Source organism: Butyrivibrio proteoclasticus P6B7, assembly GCF_000622085.1.
In the GTDB taxonomy this organism is placed as follows: domain Bacteria; phylum Bacillota; class Clostridia; order Lachnospirales; family Lachnospiraceae; genus Butyrivibrio; species Butyrivibrio proteoclasticus_A.
Map to the genome: position 1 here is coordinate 48,075 of NZ_JHWL01000020.1, position 14,426 is coordinate 62,500.

A 14,426-nucleotide genomic window follows, 5' to 3' on the forward strand; every position below is an offset into this window, starting at 1 on the left:
TACTCCTTTAATTATTCCGGTATCTGTTGTGTTATACAGTGAATGTTGCCTCCACCAAGAAGGATGTCCCTAGCAGGAATACCTATGACTTCCCTGTTTTTACAACATTTCTTTAAAATATCGATAGCTCTTTTATCACTCTCTTCGTTAGCGCCACCAAACTGTGGTACAAGTGCTGCGCCGTTAATGAAGTAGAAGTTGACGTAGCTTGCTGCAAGGCGCTCTCCCACTTCGCGGAAGTCTTCGCCTTCTTCGAATTCGTAGTTGGCAAGGTCTTTCTCATTGATGAGCTCTGGATGATCAGGGATAGGGAGCTTGTGAATTGTAATCTTCCTTCCCTTGGCATCGGTCTGGCTCTCCAGATATTCAAGGTCTGCCTTGGACATTGAATACTGAGGATCTGTCTCGTCATCAGTCCAGGCAAGAACCACCTCTGCTGGTCCTACAAAAGCGCAGACATTATCTACATGCTCATTGGTCTCATCATTGTAAATGCCGTAAGGAAGCCAAAGAACCTTGCTTCCTCCAAGGTATTTCTTAAGAGTATCCTCTATCTGCTCCTTAGTCATGGAAGGATTCCTTCCGGCACTAAGAAGACAGCTTTCAGTAACCATTATAGTACCTTCGCCGTCGCTATGAATAGAGCCGCCTTCAAGAACAAATGGAGCTGCATCGATCACATCAAAACCCACCTTCTCGCAGAAGGCCTTGGCGATGGCATCATCCTTATCCCAATTAGCATAGAGTCCGTCAACCTCTCCGCCCCAGGCGTTGAAGCGCCAATTGATTCCGCGAATATCACTGCGACCCTGTTTGCCATTAGCTCTTTTTACAACAAAGGTAGGAGCCACGTCTCTGGCCCAGGCATCGTCTGAATCTATTGGAAGCACAATGCATCTGTCGTCCAAAAGGTCCTCAAGCAGAATGCTGTCCACATCCACTTCACTTGGAAGCTCTGTCTCTTTTAACATTCTCTGGAACTGAGGCTCATACTGACCGTTCATCTTAAGCTCTTCGCAGTAGTTCTTGATAACGCTGTACAGGAGCTTAACTGCCTCATCATAGTGCTCTTCATCTGCTAAAAGAAATAGCCTTTCCCTCTTGATGATCTCAAGGAATATCTTAGAAAAAGAGCTAATGGCTCCGCTTCTATCCTTGCCCCAGCTTCCGGGTCTTGTGGGGTATATCATTATTGTGCCTATGTGCCTGGAATATTCGGCAGGCATAAAGAAATCTTGATTAGCCAATTATTTGTCCTCACTAAAACATTTTAGAAAATACTACATGCGCGGTTATTATAAAGATAATACTTCTCATCAGAACCATCTTTATAGAAATAAATGAAAATGCTTCCGTCCCTGACAAAATAACCATGTTCAAGCGTAAGCTCGTCAGTATATCCTCTGTCTAGATAGTCAAAGGCTTTCATCTGTCCATCCTTGCCATAGATAAGATATTCACTGGAAGGATCCACTGCAAAATTGCATCCCGTCTGAGCATTGTACTCTACACCTGAATCAATCAACACATCCTCGTTTTCAGATATATTTCTATAGTAAACATTTGACTGTTCTGTAAATACAAAAAATAAGCTTCCATTCAGATTAGAACAGTAATCCACTACTCTCTCTTTATCAAATTTAACATAGGTTTTTATACCACTATAACTTACTTCGTCGATGAGAAGTACTCCATCTTCAATATATGTTATAAGACCATGCATATAATAATCTACAGTTGGGTCATTAACATCATGTGGAATCTCTACTGCACCAACTTCATGTCCCAAACCATCAAGAATATACTGTGCACCGTTCTTATCAAATACAATAGAGGCCGAAACATCGCCACATACCATATTTACATTGTTATATCCCTGTTTAGTTATTGGGCTCTTACAAAGAATATGATCAAGTCCTGTAGAAAGAACTAAAGTAGCCTCCTCTGAGAGGTTCCTGTCAAAATAATAAAGATCATCACCCTTTACTACCAGCATTTCTCCAATATGGAAGAAATAAATCTCATCATATTCTCCCTGGTATATCTGCTTCGCTTCGCCTTTCTCGGAGTAGTAAATTGTTTTTTCGTCAAGATCATAATAATAGAGCTTGTTGTCACTATCGTCGGCGTAAAGCGGAATAGTATTGCCTTCAGCAATAATTCTTTCTGTTAATTCGAAATCTTCACCATGCAAAAGCCCCAGAGCTGTTGTTGATGTTTCAGCCAATGAATACTTTCCATCTTCGTATTTTTCATAATAGAAATAAAAGATCTGTTCATTAGCAATCTGTCGCACTGCTACTCCCGTTGAAGAGCCAACCACATTCCTAGCTAAAAGTATCGGTGTTTTATTAAAGGAATTAATAAAGAAAAGATCACCAATTGTACCATCATCACTTGTTGGCATCACATAAATAGCAGCATCATCATCAAGTGCTGTTGGATAAACTGAACCCTTCTCAAGCTCATAGAATCCATCTGAAAGTCTATTAAACATGTAGTTAGTACCATCAGCTGTAACCACATAATTGGCATAATTGAAAGTCTGAACATACTCTATATTCTTACCTTTTATAAGGTTTTCATAGTATGACCCGCCTTCTTCACTAAAGATGTCTTCAGCAAAATATGATTTGTAGGAATCTCCCTCAATTACTATAAAGTCCCCTAGACTATCATATTCTGAAAGGCCATATAAACTCCAGGTGCTAAGATTCTCCATTCTCTCATAATCTGCATACTTCTCAGGATGGAAATCTCCAGCTGGAATGGCACTATTCTTTGGATCAATTGTTATATCATCAGATCCAGTCTGCTGATCATCTGCATTTCCTGCGTTTCCTGCATTACTAGAGCTTGCTACGTCAGAGCCCTTCTTGTTCTTAAAGATCCTGGTAACTCCAAAGATTGCACCTGTTAAAAATGCAAGCATCAGAATTGCTGCGATAATGATAAGGGCAATTGGTGCACCTTTCTTCTTTACTGGTATATTCTGCACACCATTGTTATAAACTGGTCTCTGCATATTTGGTGCATTATTGTAGTTTACTGTATTATTAGCATTTGTAGTTGAAGTAACTGCACCTGCTACATTACTATTCACCACAAGGCTCGCTCCGCATCCTGCGCAGAACTTAGCCCCATTATCATTCTCTTTCCCACATTTTGGACAAAACATTTTCATTCTCCTTTATACCTTGTTTTATCCCCTCATAAATCCCCGTTTTACAATCTATCCTTAAAGTCCTGATATCCAAATTCCTTAAGCACTTCTATCTCCCCGTCTTCATGCATGATATCAATATCAGGAAGGGCCATACCGTTGAAGGTATTGTTCTTGACCATGCTGTAGATGGCCATGTCTTCAAACACGAGTCTGTCGCCAATAGACAGTTCTTTATCAAAGCTATAGTCACCGATGATGTCGCCAGCAAGACAAGTGCGGGAGGACAATCTGTAGGTAAAAGATAATTCTCCCTCTTCACCACTGTCACGAAGTGGTGGTCTGTAAGGCATCTCGAGAACATCAGGCATGTGACATGCTGCTGAGGTATCAAGAATCAGTACAGGGTACTTCTCAGTCTTTACGACGTCCATGATTGTTGTTACCAGATAGCCTGCGTCAATTGCGATAGCTTCTCCAGGCTCCAAGTAAACTTCAACATGGTACTTATCCCTAATGTATTTAACCAGTTCTATAAGTCCAGCCCTGTCATAATCAGGTTTGGTTATATGATGGCCTCCACCAAGGTTGATCCATTTGAGCCTCCTTGCTGAATCCTTTGGCAAAAGAAATCTCTCAAACTTCTTCTCAAACTCAGCGAAAGTATCGCGAAGAGGCTCAAAGCCCTGCTCACAAAGAGTATGGAAGTGAAGGCCCTCTACGCCTTCAGGAAGAGTCTCAGGCATATCGCACTCTCTTATACCAAGACGAGAACCCGGTGCGCATGGATCATAGATTTCATGCCCCTCCTGAGTACTAAACTCAGGATTCACACGAAGTCCCACTGAAAGAGATTCCTCTTTTACCGCCTTCTCCCAAACAGATCTGTGATGTTCCAGTTGATTAAGGGAGTTGAACACCATGTGATCGCAGACATCACATAGCTCTTTCATCTCCTCATCTCCAAAAGCAGGCTCAAAGACATGATTCTCAAGCCCCAGTTCCTGCGCAGCCAGCTTTGCCTCGTAAAGTCCTGAAGCCGTAGCACCAGTCAAATATTTAGCTACAAGCGGATATGTCTGATAGATAGAATAAGCCTTCTGAGCAAGAAGAATCTTCGCTCCTGACTCATCCTGAACACTCTTTAGAATTTCCAGATTGCTCCTAAGCTTAGCCTCATCAATAACGTAAGCCGGAGTCTTTATATTATCTAATCTCATACATAATTCCTACACTTTAATTATTTCACAACATGTAACATTTTAAGGTTTTTGGGGCATTCTTTCAATAGTCTACGCAAAGAAAAAGACAACGCGTAAATGCGTTGTCTACTCTACATCAATTATCACTACTTCAGGATGGTTGAAGAATCTGGGGTAAGGCATTCTCTCTCGGCAAAGGCCGCGGCTGACGACCATGTAGTGGCCATTTCCAAGGTCATATTTGCCATCCACGTATTTAGGGAATCGGCCCTGGTCAGGGGCTTCAACTCCCATCTGAGTAAATGGAATTTTCCACTGTCCGCCATGGGCGTGGCCACAGACCACAAGATCGAAGTCATACTCAGAATATGTGTCCTTCCTCTCAGGACGATGGGATAAAAGAACTTTGAAGTTCTCAGGATTAGTACCAGCCTGAGCCTCATCAAGCTGCGCTCTCCACTCTTCCCATGTCATGTAGGTGGGATCATCCAGTCCGCAGATATCAATATTGTTACCATTTAAATTGATGGTTGTTGCATCTCCATCAAGTACAGTTACTCCCACGGATGTAAGGAACTCCTTGAACTCCACTTCTGTTTTGCTCCAGAATTCATGATTACCAGTTACATAGAAGCAAGGATACTTAGCAGCAATCTGCTCTGTAAATATACGGGAATTCCCATTATCAAACTTGTTATCAAAGATATCTCCTGATAAAAGAACTGCATCCACATCCGCTTTGTCTATCATATTGATAAGCTGTGACTGGTTCTTGCCATAGTAACAGGAATGAAGATCTGTCACCAGCGCAAACCTTACAGGCTCAGCAATCTTACCATTTCCGTCTATGGAGATTTGCTCAGTAACTGGCACTTCGTACCATAAGATGATTGCAAAAAATAATATTATAATCGCCAAAATTCTTTTGGTCCACTTTTTCAATATCTTTTTCCTCCGCAACAATAATACCATAATGATAAGAGCTCAGCTTACACTAAGCTCTTAATTCATTTTGGGAAAGTCCTACAGCTTCAAAGTATCCCACAATCTTTTCTTCTCCGTTAAGTGGAATTCCATAGTTATATAAATCTAAACCTACTGCTGCAAAGAATATAAGCACCAGTGTAATGATGATAGCTCTTTTCTTACTCTTCTTACCTTTCTTCATAAATAAATCCTCCCAATTGTCTTATAAGCGCCTTCAACTTATATACAAATGGGAGGAAATAAATGTTGCAAAAAGAAATTTATTTAACTGGAACGCAATGTTTATCGTTGATGTCGCAGACCTTCTGAACTCTTCTACGATACTTCTCTTCCATAAGAGGCTCGGTAGTCAGCCATGTCTTAACTACTTCCATAGCCATAAGACCTCCGATTATCTTAGCTCCAAGGCACAGGATATTGGAGTCTGTATGCTGTCTTGCAAGAGTTGCACAAAGAGGATCCTGACAAACTGCCGCATAACAGCCATTTATCTTATTGGCGATCAAGGCACTGCCATATCCAACGCCATCACAGAATATTCCTCTGTCGCAATCGCCCTTGGCAACTGCAAGAGCGGCAGGATAAACGAAGTCCGATAAATCACAGGACTCATTATCAAAGGTTCCAAAATCTCTTACTTCATGGCCCTGAGCCTGGAGATATGCCTTGATTTCATTCTTCATCTCAGTTCCTGCGTGATCATTAGCCATAGCAATTACCATATCTTGCACCTACCTTTCTTGATTTACATACAATAATTATAGCGCATCGTCCCTAAAGCAAAAATCCGGCCCCATGAAAGTTTAGACTTTGTTAATAAACTAAACACAGTTCGGAAACATTAGAGGCTTATGCTTATATGTATAAACTAAGTAAAGGGGTGATACTAAATGGGAAGACTTGAAGTAGAGATTGCAGAATATGTTGGTAACCATTCTAGACAATATGGCTATCCTCCTACAGTAGAGGAACTCATCAAAACCTTTGGCCTTATCACTATAATGTGTTCAATGTTTTATGTGCTTAATCTCTATAGAATTGGGATGATTCGCAACAGCCTGTTCTTTGGAACCAAGGATCTGCAGCTTCTCCCAGTTAAGACAGACAAATAATTACAATTAAATATAAGAAAATTGGCTAGTCGAAAGTTTATCGACTAGCCTTTTTTATCATATATTACTGCGATGTAAGCTCTAAGCTGTCAGATACATAGACTGTATATCCCAGCTTGTGGCATTTCTTAATTGCCTTCTTGGTAATGTCTTGATCCTGAGAATATTCAAGGACGTAGACCTCTCCCCCAGCTTTCTTGACCTTTTTAAGGTAAGCAAGGAAGTACTCGGTTTCCTCTTCGTCATTCTCTCTGAAGGAATCATTGTCCCAGTCAATGGTAGTAAAGACACTCTCCTGGTTAACGCCGTCCAGGACGCCTTTTATAGTACCGTTCTCATCTATGCATCTGGACACGAAATTGTCACCACCATTGATGATAACCTTCATGTCCATTGCCTTAAGGCGCTTCATAATACTAACGAGGCCTTCGTATATCTTATCCTCGTGAAAAACATAGTAAACATCAGTGTTGTCTATAAAGAACCCATCAACACCCTTATCCTTAAGTGATTGTCCAACCTCTTCCACCAGGAAATCCTGCCATCTCTTTTCTGAGACATCTATCCAGTATTCCCCTTCCCAGTGCTCATAGGGCGCCAGAGTCAGATCTTCAAAATCCTCAAAGTAGTCCCTGAAATTCTCAAGAGATCCAACATTGACGTAAGAAAGAACTGTTCCATTCTTCTCATGTATCTGGGCAATCTCAGCCTTGGTGTAGTACTGGGCATCGATAACTATGGTCTTGCAATTTAGCTCTTTATCCAGATCATCGAAGTCATCAGACAGATAGACGCCGTATTCCTGATCATAGGGACTAAAGAGGCTACATCCAGTGGTAAAAATCAGCATTGCAGTCAAAATGATACTGGTAGCTTTCTTCATAGAAGATCCTCCATTTAAAATTTTGATCAACTCTCTAATTCACAATCCTAAAGCATGTTATTAGCTCTGGATATATTTTTTGTTCTTCTCATATTCTCATATTTCAATGCTACAGATTTATCTGTAAACTTTCAAGTTGCCAAATCATCCCTCCCCACTTACAATTACAAGATAAATGTCATTTTAGAAACGGAGAAAACCCATGAATTTATCATATTTCATCCATAACGTACTTTTGAAACCAAAGAAAAACATTGAGGATTTCGCGCCAGTTCAGGGTCCTAACGCTAACGCAAACAGTAACACACCAGTAGCTCCTGCTATTCCTACAGTCGTAGATGGCAAGCTCAGCATCGCAAGACAGGATCTTAACAGGCTCCTTGATGAGATCAAGAAAGCTTCTCTTAAGAAGGTTATTGCCATAGAAACTCACGTTAAGGACAACATCGCCCTTACAGACAGTAAGTTCGGCGGCTATCCATACTGGCCACAGGGCAAGGAATATCCTGTTAACAAGGATGGCAACAAGCTTATCCTTCTTGCCCAGATCAATCTTTCCGATGTGGAGGATGCTCTTTTACCAAAGTCTGGTCTCTTGCAGTTCTTCATAGACTGCGATGACTTAAACGGCCTTGATGAGGAGCTTGGTCACAAGGTGGTTTACCACAATGATATCGATCCTTCTGTTACAGAGGATTCTGTGAAAGCCCTTGGAATCAGAGCTGCCAGCGATCTTAATCCTGATGATGAGGAGTACTTCCCTCTTTCTGACTGCTATGCTCTTTCCTTTGAGGATTATCTGGAGTTCACTAACTTCGATGACTGGAGACTTTGGGATATTTTCTGTGATAAGTTAAAAGAGCTATATAATATCAATGTAAAGGATATTCAGGACCACCGCATTTCCGGTCTCTACGATTTCCTTCAGGATGATGATTACGACTATGTGAATGAGGTATTAAATGAGTCATCAGGTCACAAGATGCTGGGATATCCTTGCTTTACTCAGGGCGATCCTCGTAATCCTGGTGAGTATGACATACTTCTTTTCCAGATGGATACTGATAACATGGAGGATGGAATCAACATTATGTGGGGCGACTCTGGTGTTGGTAACTTCTTCATGAATGAAGAGGATCTTAAGAATCTTGATTTTGATAAGGCAATGTACACCTGGGATTGCTACTGATACAAGCATTCAACATAGTTATCCTATAATCTTCAGCTTAGTAATTAACGATAAGCTCATACTCATCAGGATAATAAACACCGTTTATCTTCTCGCCCTTATCTGCAATGATCTTAAGTCCCTGATCGCAAAGGCCCGCATAAGTAATAGTGGCGCCTGCTAACTCATCATTACCATCAATGAGGTTACTAATATCATCAAAGCTAATCTCTTCCACAAACTCTGATCCATTATAGCTCCATACAGAAATCTCGTAAGCAACATAAGTAGCAGTGCTTATAGTATATGTTACAACAAGGATCTCTTCCTGGCCATCGCCGTTAATATCCATTACCTGAAGATAGTCGATAGCTGCATTGTTAGATTGTTCCCTGTGATCATATCCAACATATTTACTACCAAGTTTAAAGGTGAAATTGATATCATAGTTGTCATCATGCATTTTAGTGATTTCCAAACGTCCATCCCAGGAAGAACCCTTATAGCCATCCACATAATCAGAAATCACTGCTGGATCACCGTTAATTACTCTCACGTTATCTTTACAAGTCTGCTCTTCAGCATTAAGCATACTACTATTAGAATGCTCCATAGCCACAAGAGTAAGCTCATGATTTGCAGAAACTGCCTGATCCCACTCAGGATATCCAATCTCTTCAGCTCTCTTTGAAAGCTTCTCAACAATGGCATCCTTCTTGTAAATAGTAATTCCAGCCTCAGTGAACTTCTGCATGTATGGATTAGACTCAGCAAAGTCCTCATCAGTTGTGATTATGTTATAGCCATCATCCAGCATGTTGTAAGTATAGTAACACTGGGTATTGCGCTGGTCATCCTCAATTCTGTAGCTGGTAACCATGAAGTAATCTGTGTCCAGATCATCAAAGTTGATGGTTACATATTCGCCAGCATCATTCTGAACATACATGCTGTATGGCATGCCCTCATCCTCTACATAGTAGAAGAAATGATAGTCACCCTCTGCATCTACATAAGCGTAGTCAGATCCATGGACTGTGGCTCCGCCTGAACCAGAAGATGTGATAACGCCTGTATCACTGATGCAAAGCTCACTTCTATCCCAGCTCTCACCTGAATAACAATACTTAAGTTTTCCATCAACGTCCTTAAGGATCATTGAAAGTGAAGTTGAATCGCCAAACTGGAATCTCACAAGTAGCTCTTTTACCCCATCCTCGCCACAATCGATAAGTCTGCTTGTAGGGTCTTCAGTAAGGGTTCTGCCTGGTGTATAGCCTTCCTCAGCCTTCTTGGCTATCTCGTTGATATCATATTCTTCACCATCTTCAAGGTAATCAGCCAGCATGTCTGCTGAACCGTTAACATCAAGATTAGTGTAGGTAATCTTCACATCACCGTTCATAAAGGCATCGTAGAGTTCCTCGCCTGTAAGGTTTTCAGTATCAGCCTCTTCCTCTTCAGGCTCCTCTTCTGCCTCTTCCTCTTTTTCTTCTTCCTCTTCCTCGGTGCTTTCCTCTGTAGCAGCCTCCTCGTCCTCATTCTTAATAGAATAGCTAATGCCACAGCCACTAAGAAGTGTAGACGCCATGGTCATAGCAAGTAATCTAACAACAAATTTCTTTTTCATATATATCCCTTCCTTCCGTATAACCTTTCATATAGTAAACTCATTTCACAGAGCTTACAATATATATACAGTTAAAAGAGCTATTATGTTGCATTCATAAATTAATCCCGCGAAAATATTGCAGGTTGAGTCAATTGTCACATTAGTTCCAGCACAAAAAAAAGAAACGACAGCCCCCAAAGGTAAAAGGCTATCGCTTCAAAAGAGAGAATCTATATGAAAGCCATCCTAGGGATAGCTATTAAGTAAAGTAGTCCCAAACGAATTATTTAACGGCGAACTCAATCACCTGCGCCTCTGAAAACTCCTCATACATTTCCTTCAGAAGCGTATAATCTTTCTCCTCATGTTCTTCAAGCATATCTCTTGAATAATACGTTGCATTGTTGCTGTCGTCATACTCCACGTATGCGCTGTTATCGATCCAGACAGTGTTGTCATTGTCGATCACGTATCTTGTTACAATATCATCAGCTGCTGTATAAAGGTAATTGCCCTTTACAGAAACCGGATATGCAGAGCCACCGCTCATGATCTTTCCTGCTTCAACAATTTTCCCAGTGTCTGACATAACAAATATAGTGGAATTAACTGCTACATTTGTACCTTCCTTGTCATAACAGCTGCTTGAAACCAGAAGGACATCTGCGCCGTCAATCTTAACGGTAGCGTATCCCATTCCTTCGGAAAGCTTGTTATCAATGATCTGCTCAAAGGATGTGCAGCCTGTGATATCGATAATCGGAGCTGCCTCCGATAGTTCTACCTCCTTTTCCGACTCTCCACTGGAGTCTTCTAAATTTGCCGAGTCTGTTTCTTTTGCCGAGTCTGTTTTATCCAATGAATCCTGTGAGCTATCCGCTCTCGGATAGCCTTCAACGATAGATGCCTCTACATCTTCCTGAGCATAGATGGAAAGAGCCTCACTACTTCCTGTCACTTCCTCTGTTGTCTGAGTCTCTCCTCCACATCCCATGAGTACCATGGTCAGTATCATACTTGCTACAACTGCTTTTCTCTTCATCTGTCATCACCTCCTTCAAATATGATAATGAAATTGTTACATATCTAGTAATATTTGTCAACCTTTACAATTTAGAATTGGGAAGATCTGGCAGAATATGTGCGAATAAACACGAGATATTGTGGCTAGTTTCCGATTGTATATGCTCGTTGATGCAGACTATTGCTAAATCCTTTAATGTGATAACATGATAAAAGAGCTTAAATGTGAATTATTTGTTAACAATCACATCTAAGCTCTTTTTTATAATTTATCTGCCATCATATCTTTATTTCTGATTTAACAGACACGGTCTGCTTGTCGTATTACTAGTATCATCTCATCATGATATTGCAATTCTCGTATAGTACTCAAGGTCATCTTCATGATGGATTATGGCTCCGTTCTTCTGCTGGACTTTAAGGCTTGCTGGGTTATCTTTATTAACTGAAAGGTATGCTTCGTCAATGCCCTTCTCTTTTGCCTTTATAAGGGCAAGTCTAAGCCCCTCTGTAGCATAGCCCTTTCCTCTATAGGCCTTGGATACACAATAGCCTATATGCCCCGGCCCTTCTCTAAGGAAGTCGTTAAGGTAATGCCTTAGATTAACAACTCCTACGTACTCTCCATCCACATCCATGACAAAGGTTGTATCTGCCACGAAGTTTTCAGGAAGGTTCTTTCCCTCAGACCAGTCTCTCTTTTTCTCAATCCAACCAAGGAACTGGTCGTAATCATAGCCGTACACGTTGTTCATGTAGCCATTCTCGTTTTCAGGGAATGACATGTAAAGGTCATAGGTCTTTTTGTAATCTGAATCCTGTACTCTTATTAGTTGCATGGGTCGTCTCCTCCTAGTCTTTTGCAGATGTTTATGTTGATATCATAGTTCTTTTCACATATTAGTTGCATTACTTGTCGTTAGTGCAAATAAGAAGCAGATGGCTCGAATTTCCGAGAAGTACTCGTTTCTCACAGAAGTGCAAATGGTACTTAACGTAATTTTCGAATTGGTCATCCAGGATTCCGAAATCTGCTCTGTCCTTGGCAAGTTCCAGAACACCGTCAGTAGCTGCTATTTTTTCTCTCTTAAGTCCTACGCTGTCCACCAGGTTCTCAAAATCTTCTATGTCAAAGCCAGTAAATATCTGTTCTTTGAAGTGCTTAACCTGGAAGTCCTCTGTAAAGTTCTCAAGAAAGCCATCGTCAAAGTTGTTGGCAAGGTAGTCGTTGTGCATGATTGCGTAGATTGAAAGAAATGCGATCATGATCACTCCGCCCTTTTTAGTGATGCGCCTTGCCTCGTCAAGAGCTGCCTTCTGCTCTTCCTCTGTATAAAGATGATACATTGGTCCAAAGAGGAGCGTTGCGTCAAATTCATCATCTTTTAGCATTGTGAGATTCACTGCGTCTCCCTGGAAAGCTCTGATATTACCTAAGCCCTCACAGTTCTTTTTAAGGACCTCCACATTGTCATCAAGGAACTCCACTGCTGTTACATCGTAGCCTTCCTTAGCCAGTGTCACTGAGTATCTTCCAGTTGCAGCTCCGATCTCTGCTATCTTGGCACCAGCCTTGATCTCCTTGTGAATGTAGTGCATTGTGGTGATGTACTCAAGCTCGCCCTGCCTGTCTCTTACAAGTCTGCCATCCTCCCACTCTGGTGTGTACAGTGTCTGTAAGATTTCCTTTCGATTTTTCATAATGCTCCTCCTGTGATGTTATTTATTGTTAAAAGAGCTGTCTACTCCTCTACAATCGTGAATAAATGTAAGTATTTGGCGATATCGATGGATATAAAAATAGCCCTATCAAACATCTCTGCTCGATAGGGCTTAACTTAGACTTTATTAAGCTACAGATACGCTCTCATCTACATTTCCCTATCATACATACGCAAATTAGACCCCTTAGTATCATTACCGGAGTTTGAATTAGATGAATCGTATGTGGGATTAGTTAATGTGTAAATTATCTGCATATTGTCTCTCTTTTCAGAAAATATATTAGTCGTTAGTATAATTCGTAGACAACTTCCTGTCAACATAAAATATCTCTGTCAAAATTTATTAATTGCCCACACAAGAGTATATCTTCAAAGATTCGTCAATAAATCAACAATACTTCTGAATATACTCACCAAAGAAAGGTAGCGTGATCTCCGCCACTCCATAAGACTCAGGATCACTAGACAATAATCCCATATTCTTTAGAGCTGTGCTGTATACTTGATAGCTTCCCTTATTTTTCATTTCATCCAGAACTTCTTTTCTCTTCTTTGGACCATCAGCCACTATTCTAAGGATTTCTCTCTGTCCCTCTGGAAGTTCTTTCCAAATCTTCTCATAACATTGGGCAAACAATTCACTCTTAGCATGCTTAATCACATACTCCATTCCCTTATCCTTATCCTGGAAATATGCACTTCCAAATACCTGATATGCATATGCAAATCCCTTTGTTTCCTTGGCATAAGATATTGCTGCATCTTCCTCAAGGCCAAGCATATCTTCATACTTGATAGCCATCGCAGGTACTCCAAAGGGTTCTGTCTTAAGCTCAGCAGCTCTTTTAAAAAATGTAAGATTAGGTACTTCACCCAGTTCATAAAAATTCTGATAAACACCAGAACAAATCAAATAAACTGGCCAGGGTGTCTGTTCCTTGTTATCCATAGTATTCCTGATAAGCTTAGCATATACAGAACAGAATTCTGCCATCTCATCAGTCTTAGCAATATCATCAATGCCAATAAGAATCTTTTTCTTAGCCTTAACCAGAACACCAACAAGCTGTTCTACTCTAACTTCATCATCATATTCCGTCTTAGTATCAATTCCTGCATTAATTCCAACTACAGGAAGTGAAATACTTAGCTTAGTCTTCTCAGAAACAAGAGCTTTCTTAACCTCCGGCTCTAACATAAGATATGAAATAAGTGTACTTATCGGATTTCTAGCTGATGATAGGTCATATACAAGCCAGCCTTCCGCTTTCATTTCCGCGCTCTTGTAGTGTCTTATAATATTTCCAAAAAGAACTGTCTTTCCAGATCCTCTAATTCCAGTTATCTTATATACACATTCAGAAGGCTGATCATAACTAAAATTTTCATATACAACTTCTTCTAAGTTAGTCACAATGATAGCATCACCGACTCTTCCTGGAGTATGTGTAAAAGGATTCTTCATCTCAATCCTCCTCTACATCTATTTACATCTATTTACAACTATTTACAGGTTCAATTCTAATTTACACCTTTTTACACCTATTTACAA

14 protein-coding genes are annotated in these 14,426 nt (G+C 40.6%); 2 read left to right on the forward strand and 12 right to left on the reverse strand.

Annotation, left to right across the window (positions count from 1 at the left end):
• Positions 1–11: 11 nt before the first annotated feature.
• The 6 genes from T541_RS0112295 to T541_RS0112320 form a co-directional block, all read right to left on the reverse strand.
• Positions 12–1,247 (reverse strand): agmatine deiminase family protein, encoded by a 1,236-nt coding sequence (locus T541_RS0112295; RefSeq protein WP_026653012.1) that lies wholly within the window; start codon positions 1,245–1,247, stop codon positions 12–14.
• A gap of 23 nt (positions 1,248–1,270) precedes the next feature.
• Positions 1,271–3,178: a zinc ribbon domain-containing protein gene (locus T541_RS0112300; protein WP_026653013.1), complete on the reverse strand. Its 1,908-nt coding sequence runs from the start codon at positions 3,176–3,178 to the stop codon at positions 1,271–1,273.
• Between the two features lie 47 nt (positions 3,179–3,225).
• A complete protein-coding gene (nspC, locus tag T541_RS0112305; protein ID WP_026653014.1) occupies positions 3,226–4,383 on the reverse strand; it encodes a carboxynorspermidine decarboxylase in 1,158 nt (385 codons plus the stop codon).
• A 108-nt stretch (positions 4,384–4,491) separates the two neighbouring features.
• Positions 4,492–5,307, reverse strand: coding sequence for a metallophosphoesterase (locus tag T541_RS0112310; RefSeq protein WP_026653015.1), 816 nt, complete (start codon positions 5,305–5,307; stop codon positions 4,492–4,494).
• Between the two features lie 52 nt (positions 5,308–5,359).
• Complete coding sequence (locus tag T541_RS21410; RefSeq protein WP_155839518.1) at positions 5,360–5,533, reverse strand: hypothetical protein; 174 nt, start codon at positions 5,531–5,533, stop codon at positions 5,360–5,362.
• 79 nt (positions 5,534–5,612) lie between these two features.
• On the reverse strand, positions 5,613–6,074 hold the full coding sequence (locus T541_RS0112320; protein WP_026653016.1) for an RpiB/LacA/LacB family sugar-phosphate isomerase: 462 nt from the start codon (positions 6,072–6,074) through the stop codon (positions 5,613–5,615).
• 168 nt (positions 6,075–6,242) lie between these two features.
• Between T541_RS0112320 and T541_RS0112325 the strand changes: the two genes are divergently transcribed.
• Complete coding sequence (locus tag T541_RS0112325) at positions 6,243–6,464, forward strand: hypothetical protein (RefSeq protein ID WP_026653017.1); 222 nt, start codon at positions 6,243–6,245, stop codon at positions 6,462–6,464.
• A 64-nt stretch (positions 6,465–6,528) separates the two neighbouring features.
• Here T541_RS0112325 and T541_RS0112330 read toward each other — a convergent pair whose 3' ends face one another.
• Positions 6,529–7,347, reverse strand: a complete 819-nt coding sequence (locus tag T541_RS0112330) for an endo alpha-1,4 polygalactosaminidase (RefSeq protein ID WP_026653018.1) — start codon at positions 7,345–7,347, stop codon at positions 6,529–6,531.
• A gap of 202 nt (positions 7,348–7,549) precedes the next feature.
• Here T541_RS0112330 and T541_RS0112335 point away from each other — a divergent pair, with 202 nt between their 5' ends.
• A complete protein-coding gene (locus T541_RS0112335) occupies positions 7,550–8,536 on the forward strand; it encodes a YwqG family protein (protein WP_051538236.1) in 987 nt (328 codons plus the stop codon).
• A 37-nt stretch (positions 8,537–8,573) separates the two neighbouring features.
• Here T541_RS0112335 and T541_RS0112340 read toward each other — a convergent pair whose 3' ends face one another.
• The 5 genes from T541_RS0112340 to T541_RS0112360 all read right to left on the reverse strand — a co-directional run bounded on the left by T541_RS0112340 (position 8,574) and on the right by T541_RS0112360 (position 14,339).
• Positions 8,574–10,145, reverse strand: a complete 1,572-nt coding sequence (locus tag T541_RS0112340) for a hypothetical protein (protein ID WP_026653020.1) — start codon at positions 10,143–10,145, stop codon at positions 8,574–8,576.
• 265 nt (positions 10,146–10,410) lie between these two features.
• Positions 10,411–11,169 (reverse strand): hypothetical protein, encoded by a 759-nt coding sequence (locus T541_RS0112345; protein ID WP_026653021.1) that lies wholly within the window; start codon positions 11,167–11,169, stop codon positions 10,411–10,413.
• Between the two features lie 322 nt (positions 11,170–11,491).
• Positions 11,492–11,989: a GNAT family N-acetyltransferase gene (locus tag T541_RS0112350; protein ID WP_026653022.1), complete on the reverse strand. Its 498-nt coding sequence runs from the start codon at positions 11,987–11,989 to the stop codon at positions 11,492–11,494.
• A 70-nt stretch (positions 11,990–12,059) separates the two neighbouring features.
• Positions 12,060–12,851, reverse strand: a complete 792-nt coding sequence (locus tag T541_RS0112355; RefSeq protein WP_026653023.1) for a class I SAM-dependent methyltransferase — start codon at positions 12,849–12,851, stop codon at positions 12,060–12,062.
• A gap of 411 nt (positions 12,852–13,262) precedes the next feature.
• Entirely contained in the window at positions 13,263–14,339 is a 1,077-nt protein-coding gene (locus tag T541_RS0112360) for a hypothetical protein (RefSeq protein ID WP_026653024.1), read from the reverse strand.
• Between the last annotated feature and the right edge of the window lie 87 nt (positions 14,340–14,426).